Annotated in this window: 19 protein-coding genes; 4 read left to right on the forward strand and 15 right to left on the reverse strand. The window is 67.2% G+C overall.

Annotated features, from left to right (window positions below):
• Nucleotides 1-179: 179 nt before the first annotated feature.
• Nucleotides 180-3326 (reverse strand): multidrug efflux RND transporter permease subunit SmeE, encoded by a 3147-nt coding sequence (gene smeE / locus ACOZHM_RS12525; RefSeq protein WP_421569649.1) that lies wholly within the window; start codon nt 3324-3326, stop codon nt 180-182.
• Between the two features lie 12 nt (nt 3327-3338).
• On the reverse strand, nt 3339-4514 hold the full coding sequence (gene smeD / locus ACOZHM_RS12530) for a multidrug efflux RND transporter periplasmic adaptor subunit SmeD (RefSeq protein WP_421569650.1): 1176 nt from the start codon (nt 4512-4514) through the stop codon (nt 3339-3341).
• 227 nt (nt 4515-4741) lie between these two features.
• Here smeD and ACOZHM_RS12535 point away from each other — a divergent pair, with 227 nt between their 5' ends.
• A complete protein-coding gene (locus ACOZHM_RS12535; RefSeq protein ID WP_421569651.1) occupies nt 4742-5410 on the forward strand; it encodes a TetR family transcriptional regulator in 669 nt (222 codons plus the stop codon).
• A gap of 726 nt (nt 5411-6136) precedes the next feature.
• On the opposite strand, the gene hslU is transcribed toward ACOZHM_RS12535, so the two are convergent.
• The 8 genes from hslU to ACOZHM_RS12575 all read right to left on the reverse strand — a co-directional run bounded on the left by hslU (nt 6137) and on the right by ACOZHM_RS12575 (nt 13827).
• Entirely contained in the window at nt 6137-7510 is a 1374-nt protein-coding gene (gene hslU / locus ACOZHM_RS12540; protein WP_421569652.1) for an ATP-dependent protease ATPase subunit HslU, read from the reverse strand.
• 198 nt (nt 7511-7708) lie between these two features.
• Nucleotides 7709-8260 carry an ATP-dependent protease subunit HslV gene (gene hslV, locus ACOZHM_RS12545; protein ID WP_017356659.1) on the reverse strand — a complete coding sequence of 184 codons (552 nt, stop codon included), beginning with the start codon at nt 8258-8260 and terminating at the stop codon, nt 7709-7711.
• A 91-nt stretch (nt 8261-8351) separates the two neighbouring features.
• Nucleotides 8352-9242 carry a tyrosine recombinase XerC gene (gene xerC, locus ACOZHM_RS12550; protein ID WP_421569653.1) on the reverse strand — a complete coding sequence of 297 codons (891 nt, stop codon included), beginning with the start codon at nt 9240-9242 and terminating at the stop codon, nt 8352-8354.
• Nucleotides 9243-9264: 22 nt separating this feature from the next.
• Nucleotides 9265-9942 carry a DUF484 family protein gene (locus ACOZHM_RS12555; RefSeq protein WP_421569654.1) on the reverse strand — a complete coding sequence of 226 codons (678 nt, stop codon included), beginning with the start codon at nt 9940-9942 and terminating at the stop codon, nt 9265-9267.
• A complete protein-coding gene (dapF, locus tag ACOZHM_RS12560; protein WP_421569655.1) occupies nt 9939-10790 on the reverse strand; it encodes a diaminopimelate epimerase in 852 nt (283 codons plus the stop codon). Before dapF ends, ACOZHM_RS12555 begins: the two co-directional genes overlap by 4 nt.
• Nucleotides 10783-11028, reverse strand: coding sequence for an LPS translocon maturation chaperone LptM (gene lptM, locus ACOZHM_RS12565; RefSeq protein ID WP_421569656.1), 246 nt, complete (start codon nt 11026-11028; stop codon nt 10783-10785). The genes dapF and lptM overlap by 8 nt, the downstream gene beginning before the upstream one ends.
• Nucleotides 11029-11214: 186 nt before the next feature.
• The gene (locus ACOZHM_RS12570) at nt 11215-11652 is read right to left on the reverse strand and encodes a YbaN family protein (RefSeq protein WP_421569657.1); all 438 of its coding nucleotides are present in this window, start codon (nt 11650-11652) and stop codon (nt 11215-11217) included.
• A 57-nt stretch (nt 11653-11709) separates the two neighbouring features.
• Entirely contained in the window at nt 11710-13827 is a 2118-nt protein-coding gene (locus ACOZHM_RS12575) for a S9 family peptidase (RefSeq protein ID WP_421569658.1), read from the reverse strand.
• 101 nt (nt 13828-13928) lie between these two features.
• Here ACOZHM_RS12575 and ACOZHM_RS12580 point away from each other — a divergent pair, with 101 nt between their 5' ends.
• Nucleotides 13929-15116 carry a pyridoxal phosphate-dependent aminotransferase gene (locus tag ACOZHM_RS12580; RefSeq protein WP_421569659.1) on the forward strand — a complete coding sequence of 396 codons (1188 nt, stop codon included), beginning with the start codon at nt 13929-13931 and terminating at the stop codon, nt 15114-15116.
• Between the two features lie 72 nt (nt 15117-15188).
• Here ACOZHM_RS12580 and ACOZHM_RS12585 read toward each other — a convergent pair whose 3' ends face one another.
• A complete protein-coding gene (locus ACOZHM_RS12585; protein ID WP_421569660.1) occupies nt 15189-17282 on the reverse strand; it encodes a prolyl oligopeptidase family serine peptidase in 2094 nt (697 codons plus the stop codon).
• 34 nt (nt 17283-17316) lie between these two features.
• On the reverse strand, nt 17317-17670 hold the full coding sequence (locus ACOZHM_RS12590; RefSeq protein WP_421569661.1) for a hypothetical protein: 354 nt from the start codon (nt 17668-17670) through the stop codon (nt 17317-17319).
• 139 nt (nt 17671-17809) lie between these two features.
• On the opposite strand from ACOZHM_RS12590, the gene ACOZHM_RS12595 reads away from it, so the two are divergent.
• Complete coding sequence (locus tag ACOZHM_RS12595; RefSeq protein WP_421569662.1) at nt 17810-18412, forward strand: lipocalin family protein; 603 nt, start codon at nt 17810-17812, stop codon at nt 18410-18412.
• A gap of 307 nt (nt 18413-18719) precedes the next feature.
• On the opposite strand, the gene ACOZHM_RS12600 is transcribed toward ACOZHM_RS12595, so the two are convergent.
• The 3 genes from ACOZHM_RS12600 to ACOZHM_RS12610 all read right to left on the reverse strand — a co-directional run bounded on the left by ACOZHM_RS12600 (nt 18720) and on the right by ACOZHM_RS12610 (nt 21442).
• A complete protein-coding gene (locus ACOZHM_RS12600) occupies nt 18720-19409 on the reverse strand; it encodes a methionine ABC transporter permease (RefSeq protein ID WP_421569663.1) in 690 nt (229 codons plus the stop codon).
• Complete coding sequence (locus ACOZHM_RS12605) at nt 19406-20413, reverse strand: methionine ABC transporter ATP-binding protein (protein WP_421569664.1); 1008 nt, start codon at nt 20411-20413, stop codon at nt 19406-19408. Before ACOZHM_RS12605 ends, ACOZHM_RS12600 begins: the two co-directional genes overlap by 4 nt.
• 132 nt (nt 20414-20545) lie before the next feature.
• Nucleotides 20546-21442: a DMT family transporter gene (locus tag ACOZHM_RS12610; RefSeq protein WP_421569665.1), complete on the reverse strand. Its 897-nt coding sequence runs from the start codon at nt 21440-21442 to the stop codon at nt 20546-20548.
• 79 nt (nt 21443-21521) lie between these two features.
• Between ACOZHM_RS12610 and ACOZHM_RS12615 the strand changes: the two genes are divergently transcribed.
• A complete protein-coding gene (locus tag ACOZHM_RS12615; RefSeq protein WP_421569666.1) occupies nt 21522-22004 on the forward strand; it encodes a YajQ family cyclic di-GMP-binding protein in 483 nt (160 codons plus the stop codon).
• The last annotated feature ends 38 nt before the right edge of the window (nt 22005-22042 follow it).

The raw sequence follows: 22042 nt of genomic DNA on the forward strand, positions 1-22042 counted from the left end.
GGGGCGACGGGGGGGGGGGGGGTTTACCGGGGGGCGCAGCCGGAAAGCTGCAGCACGGCTGCGACACCACGCGCGTGTGAATGGTGCTTCTTGGTGTTCCTCCGTTCGCGCGGGCCGTTGGCCGGCACCACGTAGCAGGTCAGACATCGGGAGGGCCGGCCAACGGCCGGCGCTACCGGTTACGGGTTGTCCGTGGTCGAGGGCGCGGTGCGCGGCTTGCGGTTGAAGAGCTTCTGCACGACGACGAAGAACAAGGGAATGAAGAACAGGCCGAGCACGGTGCCGACGATCATGCCGCCGAGCACGCCGGTACCGATCGCGCGCTGCGCACCGGAACCCGCACCGGAGGCGATGGCCAGCGGCAGCACGCCCAGGCCAAACGCCAGCGAGGTCATGATGATCGGGCGCAGGCGGTCGCGTACCGCGTGCATCGTGGCCTCCAGCAGGCCCGCGCCCTTCTCCAGGTTCTCCTTGGCGAACTCCACGATCAGGATCGCGTTCTTGCTGGTCAGGCCCACCGTGGTAAGCATGGCCACCTGGAAGTAGATGTCGCGTTCCATGCCACGCATGCTGTTGGCCAGCACCGCGCCCAGGATACCCAGCGGCGCCACCAGCAGCACCGAGGTCGGCACGGTCCAGCTTTCATACAGCGCGGCCAGGCACAGGAACACGATCAGCAGCGACAGCGTGTACAGCAGCGGTGTCTGCGAACCGGCCTGGCGCTCCTGGTAGGACAGCGCGGTCCACTCGATCTCGAAGCCCGGCGGCAGGTCCTTGGCAATGCGCTCGATCTCGGCCATGGCATCGCCCGAGGCAACGCCCGGTGCGGGTTCGCCCTGGATCTCCATCGCCGACACGCCGTTGTAGCGTTCCAGGCGCGGCGAGCCGTAGTCCCAGCGCTTGGAAGCGAAGGCACTGAACGGCACCATCTCACCGGCGGTGTTCTTCACCGACCACAGGTTGAAGTCGTCCGGGTTCATGCGGAACTCCGCATCGGACTGCACGTACACGCGCTTGACCCGGCCACGGTCGATGAAGTCATCGATGTAGCTGCTGCCCCATGCGGCGGCCAGGGTGGTGTTGATCGAGCCGATCGACAGCCCCAGCGCGTTGGCCTTCTCCACGTCCACGTCGATGCGCAGCTGCGGGGTGTCTTCCTGGCCGTTCGGGCGCACGTTGGCCAGCAGCTTGCTCTGCCCGGCACCGCCGAGCAGCTGGTTGCGCGCGTTGAGCAGGGCGTCATGGCCCTGGCCGCTGTTGTCCTTCAGGAAGAAGGTGTAGCCCGAGCCGATGCCCAGCTCCGGCATGGCCGGCGGCGGGAACGCGAAGATGAAGGCGTCCTTGATCTGGCCCAGCGCGCCCATCGCACGCCCGGTGATCGGACCCACGCCCTGGTCGGCATCGCGTTCCTTCCAGTCCTTGAGCTTGATGAAGGACATGCCGGCGTTCTGGCCCATGCCCGCGAAGCTGAAGCCCTGCACCGAGAACACCGATTCGACCGCCTCGGTTTCGTTCTTGAGGAAGTGGTCCTCCAGCTTGTACATCGCCTCCAGCGTACGCTCCTGGGTGGCGCCGACCGGGGTCTGCACCAGCGCCATCAGGATGCCCTGGTCTTCATTGGGCAGGAACGAACTGGGCAGGCGCGCGAACAGCAGGCCCATCACCACGGTGAGTGCGGCGAACACGGCCATGAAGCGCCACGGCCGCGCCAGGATGCCCTTGACGCCGCGCTGGTAGGTTTCGCTGGAACGGTCGAAGCCGCGGTTGAAGCCGCCGAAGAAGCGACCCGCCAGGCCCTTGTGGGCCACGTGGTGTTCGCCCTTCTTGAGCGGCTTGAGCATGGTGGCGCACAGCGCCGGGGTGAGCACGATCGCGACCAGCACGGACAACGCCATCGCCGAGACGATCGTGGCCGAGAACTGCCGGTAGATCACGCCGGTGGAGCCGCTCATGAAGGCCATCGGCACGAACACCGCCGACAGCACCAGGCCGATGCCGACCAGCGCGCCGGTGATCTGGCCCATCGACTTGCGGGTGGCCTCGACCGGCGACAGGCCCTCTTCGGACATGATGCGTTCGACGTTCTCCACCACCACGATGGCATCGTCGACCAGCAGGCCGATCGCCAGCACCATCGCGAACATGGTCAGCATGTTGATGGAGAAGCCCAGCGCGGCCAGGATGCCGAACGTGCCCAACAGCACCACCGGCACCGCGATGGTGGGGATCAGGGTGGCGCGGAAGTTCTGCAGGAACAGGTACATCACCACGAACACCAGCACGATGGCTTCGATCAGGGTCTTGATCACGCCCTTGATCGAGACCTGCACGAACGGCGTGGTGTCATACGGCACCACCGATTCCAGCCCGGCCGGGAAGTTTTCCTTCAGGTCCTCCAGTGCGGCGCGCACGCCGTTGGCGGTGTCCAGCGCATTGGCGCCGGTGGCCAGGGTGATGGCGATACCGGTGGAGGGCTTGCCGTTGTAGCGGGTTACGAAGTCGTAGCTTTCCGCGCCCAGCTCCACGCGGGCAACATCGCCCAGGCGCAGCTCGCTGCCGTCGGTGCCGCCACGCACCAGGATGTTGCGGAACTGTTCGGGGGTCTGCAGGCGGTCCTGCGCGTTGATGGTGGCGTTGAGCTGCTGGCCCTTTACCGACGGCGCACCGCCGAGCTGACCGATGGCGACCTGCGCGTTCTGCGCGGTGATCGCCGCGGTCACTTCATCCACCGACAGCTTGTAGGTGTGCAGCTTGTTGGGGTCCAGCCAGATGCGCATGGCGTACTTGCCGCCGAATACCTGGATGTTGCCCACGCCCGGCACGCGGCTGAGCGGGTCGACGACATTGGAGCCGACGTAGTCGGAAATGTCGTTGGCGTCCATGCTGCCGTCGTTGGACACGAAGCCGATCACCTGCAGGAAGCCGCTGCTCGACTTGGCTACGTTGATGCCTTGGCGCTGCACTTCCTGTGGCAGCAGCGGCATGGCCAGCTGCAGCTTGTTCTGCACCTGCACCTGGGCGATGTCCGGGTCGGTACCGCTCTCGAAGGTCAGAGTGATGGTGGCCTGACCGTTGGCGGAGCTGTTGGAGGAGAAGTAGATCAGGCCATCGATGCCCTTCATGTTCTGCTCGATGATCTGGGTCACCGAGTCCTCGACCACCTTGGCCGACGCGCCCGGGTAGCTGGCGCTGATCTCGACGGCGGGCGGTGCCACTTCCGGGTACATGGACACCGGGAGCTTGAGCACCGCCAGCGCACCGGCGAGCATGATGATGATCGCAATCACCCACGCAAAGATGGGGCGATCAATAAAGTAACGAGCCATGAAGTTCTCCGCTTACTGCTTGTCGGCCGCAGCCGCCGGCGCTGCCGGCTTGGCCGGCGCGGCGCCCATCTCGGTGGCCTGCACGGGCATGCCCGGCTGGATCTTCTGCAGGCCTTCGACAATGACCTTGTCGCCGGCCTTCAGGCCCTCCTCGACCAGCCACTTGCTGCCCAGCGCGCGGCTGACCTTGACCGGCCGCACTTCGACCTTGTTGTCCTTGCCGACCACCATGGCGCTGGTGTCACCCTTGGCATCGCGCGCGATACCCTGCATGGGCACCAGCAGCGCGTTGTCGCGCACGCCGCTGCCGACCTGCGCACGCACGTACATGCCCGGCATCAGCACCTGGTCGGGGTTGGCGACCTTGACCCGCAGCGCGTAGCTGCCGGTGGTGGGGTCGACGCTGACTTCGGAGAATTCCAGGGTTCCCTTCTGGTCGAAGGCGGTGCCGTCGTCGAGCAGGATGGTCACCGGCAGGGTCTGGTTGTCCTGCAGGCGGCCACTGGCCAGCTCACGGCGCAGCTGCAGCAGTTCGCTGGCCGACTGGGTCAGGTCCACGTAGATGGGGTCGAGCTGCTGCACGGTGGCCAGGGCATCGGCCTGGCCGGCGCTGACCAGCGCGCCCTGGGTCACGGAGGACTTGCCGATGCGGCCGCTGATCGGCGCGGTGATGCGGGCAAAGCCGAGCGTCACGTTGGCGGCGTCCACGGCGGCCTTGGCCGCGCCGACATCGGCTTCGGCCTGCTTCTGGGCGGCCACGGCGTTCTCCAGGTCCTGCTGGCTGACCGCGTCGACCTTGGCCAGTTCGGTGATGCGCTTGGCGCTCAGGCGCGAGGCATTGGCGGTGGCCTCGGCGCGGGCCAGCTGGGCGCGGGCGCTGTTGGCCTGGGCGCGGTAGCTGGCGTCGTCCACCTGGTACAGCGGCTGGCCGGCGGTGACCAGGCCACCCTCGGTGAACAGGCGCTTGGCGACGATGCCGCTGACCTGCGGCCGCACTTCGGCGACCAGGAAGGCGGTGGTGCGGCCGGGCAGTTCGCGGGTCAGGCCCACTTGTTCGGCCTTCAGGGTTGCGACGGTGACCTGGCCCGGCCCGCCCTGGGGCGCCCCTTCACCTCCGCCGCCGCAGGCGGACACGGTCAGGGCGATCGCGAGGGACAGCGCGAGAAGACGGTACGGGGATCGGGACATGAGGGGGCTCGCAGCAATTCAGAAAGGAAGGACCAACCTGGCATCGACGAACCGGGGCGCGGGACGACGACAGGTCAACCACAAGGGGGCCGGATCCACCGTTGCAGGCACGCAGGTACGGGCGCGCCTCCCCGGGGATCAGTGGGCGCTAAATATACATACATGCATGTTTGTTTGTAAACGGGTACAATTCAGGCCGGTTTCATCCAGCACATGTACACAGCGCCATGGCCAGAAAAACCAAAGAAGCGGCCCAAGCCACCCGGGAGGGCATCCTGGATGCGGCCCAGACCTGCTTCCACGAATTCGGGGTCGCCAACACCAGCCTGGCGATGATCGGCGAGCGCGCCGGCTATACCCGCGGCGCGGTGTACTGGCATTTCAAGAACAAGACCGAAATACTGACGGCGATGATCGAGCGCGAGCGCGTGCCGTTCATCGAGCGCCTGCGCCGCACCACCTCGTCCCGCCGCAACACGCCGGTGCTGGACCTGCGCTCGGCGCTGCTGGTTTCCTTCCAGGAACTGGCCACGGATGAGCGGCTGCGCAACATGATGGAGATCATGCTGCGCAACGACCTTTCGGTGGAAAGCCAGGCGATGCAGCAGTTGCAGTTGGACGCATCGCGTGAGGAGCTGAGCATCTTCGCCGCGGCCTTCCAGCGCGCGAACTCGCTCGGCCAGCTGCGCCCGGGCGTAGACGTGGACACGGTGGCGCGCATCGTCAGCACCAGCCTGACCGGCGTGCTCTACAGCGCGATGCTGGAACCGCAGTTGTTCGAGCTGCAACGCGACGGCATGCAGACCCTGGACGCCATCTTCAGTGCATTCGTGCAGCCAGGTGTTTTCACCCCAGGCGCCCCACCGAATGCCCTGCCGACCGACGACGAGGCGTAGCGCCTCGCGGCACGCCCTGCCGACCAACCGCGATGCGTAGCGCCGGGCTTTGCCCGGCTGCTTCATGCATACGATCCCGTAGAGCCGGGCTCTGCCCGGCTGCTTCACGCATTTGAGCGAACAGCGGGTGGCCAGCGGTTTCCTGTGGCTTGGCGGGACGGTGCCGGTTTGCGGGGGACGCCGTGAATCCGTCCATGGAGGCTCAGTCGCCGCATCCATGCGGCTCATGCCCCCGCAAACCGGCCCCGACCCGCCTTTGACAGTAAGCGGTGGCCATAGAAGATCAAATGCGTCGCGTGGCGCAGCGCGCGTGTGGCTCACGCCGTTGGTAGAGTCGGTCGCAAGACGATTGCCGGGAACACATCAACACCCGGTAGCGCATTGAAACGGTTGAGACACAGAGCCGGCCAACGGCCGGCGCTACCGCTTTTCCCATGGCAACGACACACTGTCAAAGGCGGGTCGGGGCCGGTTTGCGGGGGCATGAGCCGCATGGATGCGGCGACTGAGCCTCCATGGACGGATTCACGGCGTCCCCCGCAAACCGGCACCGTCCCGCCAAATCTGGGGATAAGGTGCCAACAGGCTGTTCGCCTGAATGCATGAAGCAGCCGGGCAAAGCCCGGCTCTACGGCATCACATGCATGAAGCAGCCACGCACCGCCATGCGCAAACAAAGACGGCGACACCGAGGTGTCGCCGTTTTGGGTTTGAACGCCCGTCCGGTTACAGGATGTAGCGGCTCAGGTCCGGGTCCTTGACCAGCTCACCCAGGTGCTGGTCCACATACGCCGCGTCGATGGACAGGGTTTCGCCATCGCGGTCCGGGGCCTCGTAGCTCAGCGAGTCCAGCAGGCGCTCCAACACGGTATGCAGGCGACGCGCGCCGATGTTTTCCTGGCGCTCGTTCACCTGGAACGCGATCTCGGCCAGGCGGTCCACCGCGTCGTCGGTGAAGTTCATCGACACGCCTTCGGTCTTCAGCAACGCCTCGTACTGCTTGGTCAGCGCTGCCTTCGGCTCGGTCAGGATGCGCACGAAATCCTGCTTGCTCAATGCGCCCAGTTCAACGCGGATCGGGAAGCGGCCCTGCAGCTCGGGAATCAGGTCGCTCGGCTTGGCCAGGTGGAACGCGCCCGATGCAATGAACAGGATATGGTCGGTCTTGATCGTGCCGTACTTGGTGGACACGTTGGAGCCTTCCACCAGCGGCAGCAGGTCGCGCTGCACGCCCTCGCGCGACACATCGCCGCCGCCGACGTTGTCGCCGCGCTTGGCGACCTTGTCGATCTCGTCGATGAACACGATGCCGTGCTGCTCGCAGGCCTCGATCGCCGCCGTGCGGATGTCATCTTCGTTGACCAGCTTGCCGGCCTCTTCCTCCAGCAGCAGCGGGCGCGCGGCCTTGATCGTCAGCGTGCGCTTCTGCGCCTTGCCGCCGCCCAGGCTGGAGAACATCTGGCGCAGCTGCTGGCCCATCTCTTCCATGCCCGGCGGGGTCATGATGTCCACGCCGACGTTGGCGGTCACCTCGAGTTCGATCTCGCGATCGTCCAGCTCACCGGCGCGCAGCATGCGGCGGAACTTGATGCGGGTTTCGTTGTCCTGTGCCGACGGCTCGTTGCGGGCCGCCTCCGGATCGAAGCCGATGCCACCGGCACGGCGCGGCAGCAGTGCGTCCAGGATGCGGTCTTCGGCGCGCTCCTCGGCCTGGGTGCGCACGCGCACCTTGGCCTGCTCGCGGTACAGCTTCACCGCCGTGTCGGCCAGGTCGCGGATGATCTGTTCGACATCCTTGCCCACGTAGCCGACCTCGGTGAAGCGGGTGGCCTCGACCTTCACGAACGGCGCGTTGGCCAGCGTGGCCAGGCGGCGCGCGATCTCGGTCTTGCCGACACCGGTCGGGCCGATCATCAGGATGTTCTTGGGCATGACTTCATTACGCAGCTCGGCCGGCAGCTGCATGCGCCGCCAGCGGTTGCGCAGCGCGATGGCCACCGCGCGCTTGGCGTCGTGCTGGCCGACGATGTGCCGGTCCAGTTCCTGCACGATCTCGCGCGGGGTCATGGTGGCGGAGGAAACTTCGATCTTGTGCGGCATGGGTGTGCTCACAGGGAATATTGGGGTGGATGGTGGGGCTATCCGGGTAACGGGCAAACACCTAACGGTGCGGTAGGGCCACGCCATGCGTGGCTGGACGGGTAGCGCTGCCACGCAACGCGTGGCTCTTTGCCATGCGTGGCTGGACAGGTTACGTCGCCGGGCAGAGCCCGGCGCTACGCGCGTTGACCCTACGGGTCAAAGCTCCTCCACCACCACGTTACGATTGGTGTAGATGCAGATGTCACCGGCGATGTTGATCGACTCGGTGGCGATGGTGCGTGCATCCAGTTCGGTGTGCGCCAGCAGCGCGCGCGCCGCGGACAACGCGTAGGACCCGCCGGAGCCGATGGCGATAATGCCGTCTTCCGGCTCGATCACATCGCCCGTGCCGCTGATGATCAGCGAAGTGTCCTTGTCGGCCACGGCCAGCAGTGCTTCGAGCTTGCCCAGGCGGCGCTCGGTGCGCCAGTCCTTGGCCAGCTCCACCGCGGCGCGCTGCAGCTGCCCGTGCTTTTCCAGCTTGGCCTCGAACAATTCGAACAGGGTGAAGGCATCGGCGGCGGCGCCTGCGAAGCCGGCGAGCACCTGGCCCTCACGACCCAGCCGGCGCACCTTGCGCGCATTGCCCTTCATCACCGTGTGGCCAAGCGTGACCTGGCCGTCGCCGGCAACCGCGACATGCCCGTTGCGGCGCACCGAGATGATGGTGGTGGCGTGAAATACGTTGGGATTCTGACTGGGGTCCATGGAGCCTCCGGGGTGACAGAGACTGAGGTGGGGTCGTTGCCGGGGGCTTCAACCCACCCTGCCCTGCGCCCGGGTGCCGCAGCGGATCGATTCAGCTTTCGTTGCCGCTCTTGCGCCGCTTGGCGCGCGGGTGGGCGGCATCGTAGACCTTGGCCAGGTGCTGGAAATCCAGATGGGTATAGATCTGCGTCGTGGCGATATCGGCATGGCCGAGCAGTTCCTGCACACCGCGCAGGTCGCCGGACGATTCCAGAATGTGACTGGCGAAGCTGTGCCGCAACATGTGCGGGTGGACGTGCTTGAACAGCCCCTGCCGCTGGGCCAGCTGGCGGATGCGGATCTGCACCGCACGCTGCGTGATCGGCCCGCCCTTGCGCCCGGGGAATACCGGCTGCGCATCGCCGCCGCCGCTTTCGGCACGCCAGCCCAGCAATGCCTCACGCGCATGCGAGCCGAACGGCACACGGCGCTGGCGGTTGCCCTTGCCCAGCACGTTCACCAGCCCGGTGGCGAAGTCCAGGTCGCGCCAGATCAGCGCGCACAGCTCGCTCAGGCGCAGCCCGGAGGAATAGAACAGCTCCAGCAGCGCACGGTCGCGCAGGCCCAGCGGGGCGTCGGTCGGCAGTTCGACCAGGCGCACCGCCTCGTCCGCGTCCAGTACCTGCGGCAGCTTGCGCGGTGCCTTGGGCGCCTTCAGCCCGGCGGCGGGACTCACCGCGATGCGGTGATGCTTGAGCAGCCAGGCATAGAAACTTCGGCAGGCCGACAGCCGGCGCTGCAGCGATTTCGGCGCCAGCCCGCGGCGATGCTCGGCGGCGATGAACTGCCGCAGCTGCTCGCCATCCACGTTGTCGGCGTCGGTACCCTGCTGCGCGGCCCAGCCGCCCAGCGCGTCCAGGTCACGCCGGTACGCATCCAGCGTGTGCGCCGAGGCGCGGCGCTCCACCTGCAGGTAGCCGAGGAATTCCTGGGCGGCGTTCATGCCGTGGCGGCCCGGCGCAGACTCAGGCCGGGTCGAAGCGCTTGAGCGCCACGGCCAATGCCTCGCCCATCATGCGCAGGAACAGCGTGCCCATGCCGGGGTAGAAACGGTTGCCGTCCAGGCTGCCCACCGCGATCAGGCCGACGCCCGGCAGCGGCAGCAACGCGCTGGACTGCACCTCGTCCACGCGCTCGGCGTACAGCACGGCGCTCTTTTCCGGCTGCAGGCGGCCGCAGATCGGCTCACCGTCGTTCAGGCAATCGCGGAAGGAGGCGAGTTTCGGGCTGTCTGCAGGGATGACCTGCAACCACGGCGCGGCCTCGAGGCCCGGCACCGGCTGCAGCATGACCAGGCGCACCAGGTCGCCGGCGAAATCCTCTTCCAACGAGGCGGCCATGGCGCGGAGGGTATCGGCGGCCGTGCCCTGCTTCATCAGCGCCAGGGTCAGCTGGTGGGTGCGCACTGCCAGCCGTTCGTTGACCTGTGCGTTGGCGGCCAGGTCGGCCAGCCGCCGTGACAGTTCGCGGTTCTTGTCGCGCAGCACTTCCAGCTGGTAGCTGGCCAGCGATGCGGCCGGACCGTCATCGCGCGGGACCACCAGGGTCAGCGCCAGGTCCGGGAACTGCTTCAGGAACGCCGGATGCCGGCGCAGCCACGTGGCGATTTCATGCGCCCCGATCTTCTCGACGGTGTCGCTCATGCGTTCCACTCCCCTTCGAAGACGAATGCAGCCGGGCCGGACATCACCACCTGGGCGTCGTCAGCCGGCCAGCGCAGGCGCAGGTCGCCGCCGGGCAGCGACAGCGTGGCGTCGCGCTCCAGGCGCCCGCGCTGCATCATCACCACCGCCGCCGCGCAGGCACCGCTGCCGCAGGCCAGGGTTTCGCCGACGCCGCGCTCGTACACGCGCAGGCGCGCATGGGTCGGGTCGAGGACCTGCACGAAGCCCACGTTGACCGACTGCGGGAAGGTGGCATGCTGCTGCAGCAGCGGTCCCAGCCGTTCTACGGGTGCCGCATCGACCAGGCCGACTTCGATCACCGCGTGCGGATTGCCCATGGACACCGCGCCGAAGCGCACCGTATCGCCCTGCAGCGGCAGCAGGTATTCCTCGCGTGCGCGGGCGAAGCCGAGCAGCGGAATCTGCTGCGGCTCGAAGCGCGGCACGCCCATCGCCACGGCGTACTGATCGTCGCCGATGCGTTCAATGGTGTGGGTGGCCAGCGGGCTGTCGATGGCGAAGGTGTCGCCCGTTGCCGCGCCGTCGCGCACCAGCCAGGCCGCGACGCAACGCGCGCCGTTGCCGCACTGCTCGGACTGTGAGCCGTCGGCATTCCAGATGCGGTAGGCGGCCACCGAGCCCTCCGCACGCGGCGGCTCGATGGTCAGGATCTGGTCGCAGCCCACGCCGGTGTGGCGGTTGGCCAGCTGCGCGGCCAGCGCCGGGGTGGGTTCGGGGGTGCCGTCGCGCAGGTCAAGCACCACGAAATCATTGCCGGCGCCGTGCATCTTGCTGAAGCGCAGCGCGGTGGACGCGGCCTTACTCATTCCCGTCATCGGACTTGAGCTGGGGATCGACCGGGTCCGGCGTCACCTGCGGATCGTCGGTGGCATCGGTGTCGGCCGGCACGGCCTCGGCATCGGCGGCCGGCTCGACCACCTGCTCTTCCACCGGAACCGGCTTCTGCGGCATGACCAGCGGCCCCTTGTTGCCACAGGCCGAAAGGAACAGCAGCGCCAGCGCTGCCAACGGAATCAGGATGCGATTGCGATGGGGGATGCTCATCGGCTGAGTATAGCGGCGGGGCAGGACGACGGGTGTGCCCGTTCAATGAACGCGGTAAAGCGCCCGGCGCGCCCGATCCAATGAATACCGCCGCTATAGAGCCGATGGTAGAGCCGACTGTTAGTCGGCTGTTTCCCGGCCGAGCCAGTGACCCAAGCACCACGAGCAGCGGTCTAACAGACCGCTCTACCCCGTCGGGGGGGCGCTTTCCGGTGGCAGCGGCCGTGTCCACAGCCACACCGCCACGGCGGCCATGCAGCCGATCGACAGCCATTTCACCCACGCCACGGGCACGCACCACAGCATGATGCCCGCGCATACCGCCATGGTCAGGGTGGCCATCCACTTGCCCTTGCGGCTGACCGCGCCGTGCGCCTGCCAGTTGCGGATGACCGGGCCGAACTGCGGGTGCTGCAGCAGCCGGTTGTGCAGCCGCTCCGAGCCGCGCGAGGCGGCCCAGGCCGCGATCAGGATGAACACCGTGGTGGGCAGGCCCGGCACGAAGATGCCGACGATGCCGGTACCCAGGCTCACATAGGCCAGCAGCCACCACGCCCAGCGGAAACGCACCGTTGGCCGCGCGACCGGGGCAGCAGGGACGTCGTGGGGTTCGGGCTGGGTCATGCCGTCAGGATAGCGAGGGCGGGCGCCGACCGCGACGGTCGGCGCCTGCACGCTGGGTTACGGCGTCTTGGCCACGCCCAGCTGGTCCAGCACGAATGCATAGGACTCGGCCAGTTCGAGGTAACGCTGGAAACGACCGGACTTGCCGCCGTGGCCGGCCTCCATGTTCGTGCGGAACACGATGGGATGGGTACCGGTGTTGTCGTCGCGCAGCTTCGCCACCCACTTCGCCGGCTCCCAGTACTGCACCTGCGAGTCCCACAGGCCGGTACCGACGAACAGCGCCGGGTAGGCCTGGCGGCTGACGTTGTCGTACGGCGAATAGGTCAGCATGTAGTCGTAGTACTCGCGCTGCTCGGGGTTGCCCCACTCGTCGTACTCGTTGGTGGTCAGCGGAATGCTGGCATCGAGCATGGTGGTGACCACGTCGACGAACGGCACCTGGGCCACCATCACGCGGTAGTCCTGCGGGGCCTGGTTGGCCACCGCGCCCATCAGCAGGCCGCCGGCGCTGCCGCCGGACGCGGCCACGCGATCCTTGGCCGCGTAGCCCTGGCGTACCAGCTCGCGGGTGACATCGACGAAGTCGTTGAAGGTGTTCTGCTTCTTCAGCAGTTTGCCGTCGTCGTACCAGGCGCGCCCCATCTCCTCGCCACCGCGGATATGCGCGATGGCATAGACCACGCCGCGATCCAGCAGGCTGACCACGGTCTGGTTGAAGCCCGGGTCCATCGACATGCCGTAGCTGCCGTAGGCGTACTGGTACAGCGCACCCGTGCCGTCCTTCTTGAACCCGTTGCGGTATACCAGCGATACCGGCACCTTGGCGCCGTCACGCGCGGTCACCCAGACCCGCTCGGTGGTGTACTGCGACGGGTCGTAGCCGATCACCGGCTGCTGCTTGAGCTGGCGGCGTTCGCCGGTAACGGTGTTGAGCTCGTAGGTGGTGGTCGGCGTGGTCAGCGAGGTGTACGCGTAGCGCAGCCACGGCGTGTCGGCTTCGGGATTGGCCGCCAAGCCCATCGAATACGCCGGCTCGTCGGCCTTGACGTAGTCCTGGCGCCCGTCGGCGAACAGCAGGCGCACCCGCTCCAGCGCGTTGGAGCGCTCGGCAATGGCCGTGAAACCATCGAACAGCTCGAAGCCTTCCACCAGCACGTTGTCGTCGTGCGCGACCCAGTCGGTCCACTGGCTGCGTGCGGTGGCGTCGGTCGGCGCGGTGACGATCTTGAAGTTCTTCGCCCCCGCATCGTTGGTGCGGATCACCCAGCGCCCGCCGAAATGGTCGGCGTCATATTCGACGTCGCGCGTACGCGGCGCGAGCACTGTGAACGCCTGCGGGTCGGCAGCCGGTGCATAGCGGCTTTCCGAGCTCACCGTGCTGTGCAGGTCGATGGTGATGAAGCGGTCGTCGCGGGTGCGGCCGACGCCCATGTAGAAGCTGTCGTCCTTTTCTTCGTACACCAGCACGTCGCTGCTGACCGGCGTGCCCAGCACGTGCTTCTTCACCCGCACGGTGAGCAGCGTTTCCGGATCATTCTCGACGTAGAACAGCGTGCGGTTGTCGTCGGCCCAGACCACGTTGGCCGACACGTTCTCGATGCGGTCGGGCAGCACCTCGCCGGTGCGCAGGTCCTTGAAGCGGATCACGTACTGGCGGCGGCCCACCTCGTCCTCGGCCCAGGCCAGCAGGTGGTTGTCCTGGCTGACGTCGGCATCGCCCACGTCGAAGTAGCCCTTGCCTTCGGCCATTTTATTGAGGTCGAGCAGGATCTCCTCCGGCGCCTCCATGCTGCCCTTGCGGCGTGCCTGGATCGGGTAATCCTTGCCGGTCTCGTAGCGGCTGTAATACCAGTAGCCGCGTTCGCGCGCCGGTACGCTGGCGTCGTCCTGCTTGATGCGGCCGACGATTTCCTTGTACAGGCGGTCCTGCAGCGGCTTGAGCGGCGCGACCACCTGGTCGGTGTAGGCGTTCTCCGCATTCAGATACGACAGCATGGCCGGCGCTTCGCGCTTGTCGTCACGCAGCCAGTAGTAATCGTCGTTGCGGGTGGCGCCGAACGGGGTGGTGACCGCGTGCGGATGCTTCTCGGCGTCGGGTGGGGTCAGCGCGGGGGCGGCATGCACGGAAGCGGTCATCAGGGTGGCAACCAGGAAAGGAAGAGGGGATTTCACGAGATAGGGCTCCTTGCCGGTGAATGCAATGGGTTGCAGCCAGTCTGGCGGCGGAGCGGCACCGGCGGCAAGCGCGCAGGCGCTCGCCTATCATGGGGCGCATGAGCACCCCCACCCCCACGGCCGGCTACAGCCGCCGCAGCCAGGAAATCGAACCGTTCCACGTGATGTCCCTGCTGGCACGCGCGCAGGCGCTGGAACAGGCCGGCCATGACGTGATCCATCTGGAGATCGGCGAGCCCGACTTCACCACCGCCGCGCCCGTCGTGCAGGCCGGCCAGGCCGCGCTGGCCGCAGGACATACCCGCTACACCGCCGCGCGCGGGCTGCCCGCCCTGCGTGCGGCCATCGCCGGCTTCTACGGCACCCGCTACAACGTGGACCTGGACCCGGAGCGGATTCTGGTCACCCCGGGCGGCTCGGGCGCGCTGCTGCTGGCCAGCAGCCTGCTGGTCGATCCGGGCCGCCATTGGCTGCTGGCCGACCCGGGCTACCCGTGCAACCGCCACTTCCTGCGCCTGGTCGAAGGCGCGGCGCAACTGGTGCCGGTGGGACCGCAGACCGCCTACCAGCTGACCCCGTCGCTGGTGGAAACGCACTGGAATGCCGCCAGCGTTGGCGCATTGGTGGCCTCGCCGGCCAATCCCACCGGCACGGTGCTGTCGGCCGCGCAACTGGGCGCGTTGTCGGCGTCCTTGAAGGCACGCGGCGGCCACCTGGTGGTGGACGAGATCTACCACGGCCTCACCTACGGCATGGACGCGGCCAGCGTGCTGCAGGTGGACGACGAAGCGTTCGTCCTCAACAGCTTCTCCAAGTATTACGGCATGACCGGCTGGCGCCTGGGCTGGCTGGTGGCGCCGCCGCAGGCCGTGCCCGAGCTGGAGAAGCTGGCCCAGAACCTGTACATCAGCGCCTCCAGCATCGCCCAGCTCGCCGCACTGGCCTGCTTCGAGCCGGACACCATCGCCATCTTCGAGCAGCGCCGCCACGCGTTCCAGGCACGTCGCGATTACCTGCTGCCGGCGCTGCGTGCGCTGGGCTTCCGCATCGAAGTGGAGCCCGAGGGCGCGTTTTATCTGTATTGCGACGTGAGCGATTTCACCGACGACGCGCAGGCCTTCTGTGCGCACTTCCTGGAAACCGAGCATGTGGCCTTTACCCCGGGTCTGGATTTCGGCCATTACCGGGCGAACCAGCACGTGCGGTTGGCGTATACGCAGGAGATCCCGCGCCTGGAAGAGGCGGTGGCGCGGATCGCCCGCGGCCTGGAAACCTGGAAGGCCTGAAAAAAAACGCCGCGCATGATGCGCGGCGCTCAAAATGGGGTGGAGCCAACCTGACGCCCCACCACCCGGAGGTTATTTCAACCGTTCCCACAGGAAGCTGTACGCCAGCGCGGACATGTGCGCGGCCTGCGCATTGTTCGCCGCACCGCCGTGGCCGCCCTCGATGTTCTCGTAGTAGGTCACGTCCTTGCCGGCCGCGAGCATCTTCGCCGCCATCTTGCGCGCATGGCCCGGGTGGACGCGGTCATCGCGGGTCGAGGTGGTGAACAGCACCGGAGGATACGTCTTCTTCGGGTCGAACAGGTGGTACGGCGAGAAGGTCTGAATGTACTCCCAGTCTGCCGTGTCCGGGTTGCCGTATTCGGCCATCCACGATGCGCCGGCCAACAGGTGGCTGTAGCGCTTCATGTCCAGCAGCGGCACCTGCACCACCACCGCCCCGAACAGCTCGGGGTACTGGGTAAGCATGTTGCCGGTGAGCAGGCCGCCGTTGCTGCCGCCCTGCACGCCCAGATGCTTCGGCGAGGTGATCTTGCGGCTGACCAGGTCACGCGCGACTGCCGCCATGTCCTCATAGGCCTTGTGGCGGTTCTGCTTCAGCGCCGCCTGGTGCCAGCGCGGGCCGTATTCGCCACCGCCGCGGATGTTGGCCACGACGTAAACTCCACCTTTTTCCAGCCAAGCGCGCCCCATGCCACCGGAGTAGGACGGCGTGAGCGAGATCTCGAAGCCGCCGTAGCCGTACAGCAGGGTGGGATTCGACCCGTCCAGCTTCATGTCCTTGGCGTGCACCACGAAGTACGGCACGCGGGTACCGTCCTTGCTGGTGGCGAAATGCTGCTCGATCACCTTGCCCTCAGCGTTGAAGAACGCCGGCATGGTCTTGAGCACTTCGGGCTGCTTGCCGATCTCGGCCAATGCCAGCGTGGTCGGCGTCAGGTAATCGGTGACGGTCATCCACACCGCATCGCTTTCATCGGCATCCACCGCGCCCACGGCCACGGTGCCGAACGACGGGGCGCCGGTGAAATCGCTCTTCTTCCAGCCGCTGGCCGACGGGGTCAGCACCTGCAGGCGGCTCTTGACGTCATCGAGCACGTTGAGGACGAGGTGATTCTTCGTCCAAGACGAGCCGGCCAGCGACGTCGTGTCGGTCGGGGCGAACAGCACCTCGAACTCGCGCTTGCCGGCAATGAAGTCATCCAGCTTGGTGACCAGCAGCGAACCGGCGGCGTAGGTCTTGCCTCCTACCGTCCACGGCTCGCGCAGCTCCAGGGTCAGCCACTGCTTGCGCAGGCCCTTCTCGGCCGAGTTCGGCGCGTCGATCTTGGTCAGCGTGCCATCGTCGGCGCGCAGATACAGTTCGTTGTTGTAGAAGGCCAGCGTGCGGCTGACCAGGTTGCGCTCGTAGCCTGGCGTGTCGTCGTGCATGGCGGCGATGTACATATCATCGGGCTTGCCTTCGTACACCACGCTGGCCGCCGACAGCGGCGTGCCGCGCTTCCACAGCTTGGCCACCCGCGGGTAGCCGGAGGTGGTCATGCTGTCCTTGCCGAAATCGGTGTAGACGAACACGGTGTCACGATCAACCCAACCGAGGCCGCCCTTGGATTCCGGGCGGAAGAAGCCGTCCTTGATCCAGCGCTTGCTGGCCAGGTCGAATTCGCGGGTGACGTCCGCGTCGGCGCCGCCGCGCGACAGCGCGATCAGGCAGCGCGTGTAGTCCGGGCGCAGGCAGTCGGCACCGTGCCACACCCAGTTCTCGCCCTCGGCCTTGTTCAGTGCATCCAGGTCGAGCACCGTTTCCCACGCCGGCGCGGGCTTGCGGTACTCGTCCAGCGTGGTGCGGCGCCACAGCCCGCGCTCATGCTGCTTGTCCTTCCAGAAGTTGTAGTAGTAGTCGCCAATCTTCTGCACGCCCGGAATCTTGGCGTCCGAGTCGAGCACCTCGAGGATGCTGGCTTCCATCTGCTTGAAGGCCGGGGTCTGGGCCAGGCGGCCTTCGGACTGGGCGTTCTGCTGCTTGACCCAGTCCAGCGACTTCTCGCCGGTGACATCTTCCAGCCAGGCGTAGGGATCTGCAGGGGTCTCAGCGGCCATTGCGGTTCCTGCAGCGGAAGCGGAGATCAAGCCTGCCATCAGGCAGGCGGAGGCGAGTCGGGACATTGCGGCTCCAGGCGGTCATATCCCGTTGACGCTATCACACGGCCTGTCCGGCATTCCCCTGTCGAAGGTCAGGGCGGGCCACACGCTGCGGCGTGCGCCCGCGGCGCCGCGCCTGCGGTCCACGCCGGCGCGGGGCCTGGCGCCGCAGCAGCCGCGCGGGCAGCCGGAACCGGTAGAGACTCCACCAGGCCAGGCACGGCATGGCCACCAGCCACATCGGCAGCCACCCCAGCCATTGGCTTGAACCACGCGCCGCCGGCCAGACCAGCACCAGCGCCAGGCCGGCCAGCGCGATTTGTCTGACGCAACGCAGCACCTGCGGGTCCGGCGCGGCGAGGGCGGATACGGACTGTGAAGGCCGGGAACGACGCGACGACGACAAGGACATGACACAACTCCGTGCGAAAGTGATGCGTCACCTTGCCCCTCTCCCATCTCACAGGCTGCGACCTCGACGCCGCCCGCCATTGACGTTCTTCTTCGTCCCACCCACCATGCCCCTGCAAGCCACTGGAGTTCTCCGCCGCATGTCTTCGAACCGCCCGCTTCGCGTTGCCCTGCTGCTGACGACGCTGTCGCTGCTGTCTGCCTGTTCCTTCGGCAACAGCAAGCCGGCACCTGAGCCGGTGGCCAGCACCACGGCCAACGCGCCGATCGACCTGCAGCGGTTCATGGGCACCTGGTATGTGATCGGCCGCGTGCCGAACCCGGTGGAACGCGGGCACGTGGCCAGCGTCAACGAGTATTCGCTGCGCGGCGACCAGAAGGTCTCCATCACCTACCGCTTCCGCGACGGCTTCTCGCAACCGCAGCAGGAACTGACCGTGCGCGCGTCGGTGGACGAGAAGAGTGGCAACCACGACTGGCGCACCTGGTTCTACAAAGTCGTGCCCACCCACACCCGCGTACTGGAAGTGGCCCCGGACTATTCCTGGGCGATGCTCGGCTACCCGGGCCGCGAGATGGCGTGGATCTTCGCGCGCAAGCCGGACATGGACAAGGAGCTCTACAAGGAGCTGGCCACCCGCCTGCGCGACGAGTACGGGGTCAACACCGACAAGCTCAAGCGCGTGCCGCAGCACCCCGAGCAGGTGGACCGCCTGGGGTATGAGGTGCCGAACGTAAGGTGATGGAGCCGGCCAACGGCCGGCGCTACGGGATTGGTTGTTCCCGATCTGCGGACATTACGTAACAATTCGTAGCGCCTGGCCATGCCTGGCGACCGCGCGAAAGCGCGGCACAAGCGCCCGAAGCCGGTTCAACGCCGCATGTAATCATCCGACCGGCGTTTAGACCTGCCGAAGCCGCGTTTCAGGCGTTCATGGCGTCTGAACGGAGAGCAGCCACGCATGAATCACGTCCCGAGACCGGCGGCGGGCTCCGCGCGCATGGCGATGCGTTCGTCGAAAAGGCGCCCGTCGGTCATGCGGCGCGGCATCATTTCCGCGAATACCGCCCCACCAGCCAGTCGCCCAGCATCTGCAGCAGCTGCACCAGCACCAGCAGCAGCACCACGGTGACCAGGGCCACGTCGGTGTGCGAGCGCTGGTAACCGTCGCGGAAGGCCAGGTCGCCCAGGCCACCCGAGCCGATGGCGCCGCCCATGGCGGTGAAGCCGATCAGCGCGATCACGGTGACCGTGGCGCCGGCGATCAGGCCCGGCCGCGCTTCGGGCAGCAGCACGCGGGTGACCAGCTGCCAGGTGGTGGCGCCCATCGCCTGGCTGGCCTCGATCACGCCCCGGTCCACTTCGCGCAGCGCGGTTTCCACCAGGCGGGCGTAGAACGGTGCCGCGCCGATCACCAGCGGCACGATCGCGCCGCGCACGCCCAGCGAGGTACCCATCATCCACAGCGTGATCGGGATCAGCACGATCATCAGGATGATGAAGGGCACCGAGCGCAGCAGGTTCACCAGCAGCGCCAGCCCGCCGTACAGCACCGGCTTGCGGCGCAGCTGCGGTGACCCGGTCAGGAACAGCAGCACGCCCAGCGGCAGGCCGATGATCAGCGTCAGCGGCAGCGAGCCGCCCAGCATCAGCAGGGTGTCGAGGGTGGCCTGGCCGATATCGGCCCACTTGCCAGCGTCGAGGTGGCGGAAGAACCCGCCGGCGGTGGCCAGGATCATCGGCGCAGCTCCTCAAGGTGAACGCCCGCGGCAACGAACCCGGCCTGCGCGGCCTGCACGTCGCCACCGACCAGCGATACCGTCAGCTGCCCGTACGGGGTGTCCTTGATGCGGTCGATGCGCCCGGACAGGATGTTGTAGTCCACGCCGGTCTCGCGGGCGATGCGGCCCAGCACCGGCTCATAGGTATCGGCACCGAGGAAGGTCAGGCGCACGATCCGCCCGGCCACGGCCTCGAAGTCCTTGTGCAGCTCGCCCTCGTCCACCTGCTCGGATTCGTTGACGAAGCGGCGCGTGGTCGGGTGCTGCGGGTGCAGGAACACCTCGGTGACCGGACCGGTCTCGACCAGGTGGCCGGCATCGAGCACGGCGACGCGGTCGCAGACGCGGCGGATGACGTCCATTTCGTGGGTGATCAGCACGATGGTCAGGCCCAGCTCGCGGTTGATCCGGCCGAGCAGCTTGAGCACCGACGCGGTGGTCTGCGGGTCCAGCGCACTGGTGGCCTCGTCGCACAGCAGAATCTGCGGGCGCGTGGCCAGCGCGCGGGCGATGCCGACGCGCTGCTTCTGGCCGCCGGACAGCTGTGCCGGGTACTTGCCGGCATGCGCCTCCAGGCCCACGGTGTGCAGCAGCTCATCTACCCGCGCGTCGATCTCGGCACGCGGCGTGCCGGCCAGCTCCAGCGGGAAGGCAACATTGGCCGCCACCGTGCGCGACGAGAGCAGGTTGAAGTGCTGGAAGATCATGCCGACGCGCCGGCGCAGCGCGCGCAGGCCGTCGGTGTCCAGCGCGGTCACGTCCTCGCCATCGATCAGCAGGCGTCCACCGCTGGGCTCCTCCAGGCGGTTGATCAGCCGGATCAGGGTCGATTTGCCCGCGCCGGAATGACCGATGATGCCGAACACCTCGCCGGCCTCGATGGTCAGGTCCAACGGCTGCAGCGCGGCGATCGCGCGGCCGCCAACGGCATAGGATTTGTGCAGGCGCTGGAACTCGATCACTTCGCGTTCAACCGGGGCATCGACGGGAGGGGGCGTGCAGCCTACCAGCGCGGGACGGCCCTCGCCCGCGCGGCAGAACGGAATGATATTCCGTTTGATTATAAGGTGACGTTATCGGCCGCCCGGCGGGCCTCAGGGATGGTCCAGCGGCGGCGTCGGCCGGACCTGGCGGACCCGTTCGCGGTGCAGCAGGTACAGCCCGGACGCCACGATGATGGCCGCGCCCAGCCAGGTCGCCCCGTCGGGCAGCGCGCCCCAGAACAGCAGGTCCCAGCCGATCACCCAGACCAGCCCGGTGTACTCCAGCGGCGCGATCAGCGAGGCCTCACCCAGCTGGAACGCCCGGGTCAGGGCCACCTGCCCGACCGCCCCGGCCAGGCCCATGCCGGCGATCAGGCCCGCGTGGTCCAACTGCAGCGGCTGCCAGTCCGGGATGGCCAGCAGGCCGGCGCCCAGTGCCAGGATCACCAGGAACCACACCACCATCGACTGCGGGGTGTCGGTGCGGGTCAGCATGCTGACGGTGATCGCGGCCACGGCATAGGCGGTGGCCGCGAGCAGGACCATCAGGCCCGGGATCGAGATGAAGCCATCCACGCCCGGGCGCAGCACCACCAGCACCCCGACCAGGCCGATGCCAATGGCGATCCAGCGGCGCGGGCCGACGTACTCGCCCAGCAACGGTACCGACAGCGCGGCGATCAGCAGCGGGGCGACGAAATAGATGGTGTAGGCGGTGGACAGCGGCAGGCTGCGCAGCGCGAACACGAAGCAGCCGATCATCGCCATGCCCAGCAGCCCGCGCAGCAGGTGCAGGCCCCAGCGCACCGGCACCAGTGAGCGTGGGCCGGCGGTGGCCAGCACCCAGACCAGCACGAACGGCAGCGAGGCAGCGCCGCGCAGGAACGTCACCTGCAGGGTCGGGTAGCTGGACGAGAGCTGCTTCATGCCCGCGTCCATCAGCGAGAAGAAGGCCACGGCCATCAGCATCCAGGCGACGGCACGGGTGGGGGAGCGTTGCGTGTTCATGGCCCATTATCGCCGCCCACGGCGGGCCGTCCATGCGCGGTTGGTTAGAATGGGGGTCTTCACCTGCTGGAGTTTCCCCATGCCCTCCTTTGACGTCGTTTCCGAAGTCGACATCCACGAACTGACCAACGCGGTCGACCAGGCCAACCGCGAGCTCTCCACCCGCTTCGACTTCAAGGGCGTGGACGCCAAGTTCGTGCTCGAAGACAGCGTGATCAGCCAATCCGCGCCGAGCGACTTCCAGCTGCAGCAGATGACCGACATCCTGCGCGCCCGCCTGACCGCGCGGAAGATCGACGCGGCCTGCCTGGAATTCGGCGATATCGAAACCAACCTCGCCGGTGCCCGCCAGAAGATCACCGTGAAGCAGGGTATCGAGCAGAAGGTGGCCAAGAAGATCGCCGCGGCGATCAAGGAAGCCAAGCTCAAGGTCGACAGCCAGATCAACGGCGACAAGCTGCGCGTGACCGGCAAGAAGCGCGACGATCTGCAGGACGTGATGGCCCTGCTGAAAAAGGGAACGTTCGAGGTTCCCCTGCAGTTCGACAATTTCCGCGATTGAGTAGCGCCGGGCTCTGCCCGGCGGATCCCGGCGTTACC

The organism is Stenotrophomonas sp. PD6, assembly GCF_049199305.1.
GTDB lineage: Bacteria > Pseudomonadota > Gammaproteobacteria > Xanthomonadales > Xanthomonadaceae > Stenotrophomonas.

Bases quoted from the DNA above. Each gene is read 5' to 3' on its own strand.
- smeE (WP_421569649.1), bottom strand. From the start codon at position 3,326: ATGGCTCGTTACTTTATTGATCGCCCCATCTTTGCGTGGGTGATTGCG.
- smeD (WP_421569650.1), bottom strand. From the start codon at position 4,514: ATGTCCCGATCCCCGTACCGTCTTCTCGCGCTGTCCCTCGCGATCGCC.
- ACOZHM_RS12535 (WP_421569651.1), top strand. From the start codon at position 4,742: ATGGCCAGAAAAACCAAAGAAGCGGCCCAAGCCACCCGGGAGGGCATC.
- hslU (WP_421569652.1), bottom strand. From the start codon at position 7,510: ATGCCGCACAAGATCGAAGTTTCCTCCGCCACCATGACCCCGCGCGAG.
- hslV (WP_017356659.1), bottom strand. From the start codon at position 8,260: ATGGACCCCAGTCAGAATCCCAACGTATTTCACGCCACCACCATCATC.
- xerC (WP_421569653.1), bottom strand. From the start codon at position 9,242: ATGAACGCCGCCCAGGAATTCCTCGGCTACCTGCAGGTGGAGCGCCGC.
- ACOZHM_RS12555 (WP_421569654.1), bottom strand. From the start codon at position 9,942: ATGAGCGACACCGTCGAGAAGATCGGGGCGCATGAAATCGCCACGTGG.
- dapF (WP_421569655.1), bottom strand. From the start codon at position 10,790: ATGAGTAAGGCCGCGTCCACCGCGCTGCGCTTCAGCAAGATGCACGGC.
- lptM (WP_421569656.1), bottom strand. From the start codon at position 11,028: ATGAGCATCCCCCATCGCAATCGCATCCTGATTCCGTTGGCAGCGCTG.
- ACOZHM_RS12570 (WP_421569657.1), bottom strand. From the start codon at position 11,652: ATGACCCAGCCCGAACCCCACGACGTCCCTGCTGCCCCGGTCGCGCGG.
- ACOZHM_RS12580 (WP_421569659.1), top strand. From the start codon at position 13,929: ATGAGCACCCCCACCCCCACGGCCGGCTACAGCCGCCGCAGCCAGGAA.
- ACOZHM_RS12585 (WP_421569660.1), bottom strand. From the start codon at position 17,282: ATGTCCCGACTCGCCTCCGCCTGCCTGATGGCAGGCTTGATCTCCGCT.
- ACOZHM_RS12590 (WP_421569661.1), bottom strand. From the start codon at position 17,670: ATGTCCTTGTCGTCGTCGCGTCGTTCCCGGCCTTCACAGTCCGTATCC.
- ACOZHM_RS12595 (WP_421569662.1), top strand. From the start codon at position 17,810: ATGTCTTCGAACCGCCCGCTTCGCGTTGCCCTGCTGCTGACGACGCTG.
- ACOZHM_RS12600 (WP_421569663.1), bottom strand. From the start codon at position 19,409: ATGATCCTGGCCACCGCCGGCGGGTTCTTCCGCCACCTCGACGCTGGC.
- ACOZHM_RS12610 (WP_421569665.1), bottom strand. From the start codon at position 21,442: ATGAACACGCAACGCTCCCCCACCCGTGCCGTCGCCTGGATGCTGATG.
- ACOZHM_RS12615 (WP_421569666.1), top strand. From the start codon at position 21,522: ATGCCCTCCTTTGACGTCGTTTCCGAAGTCGACATCCACGAACTGACC.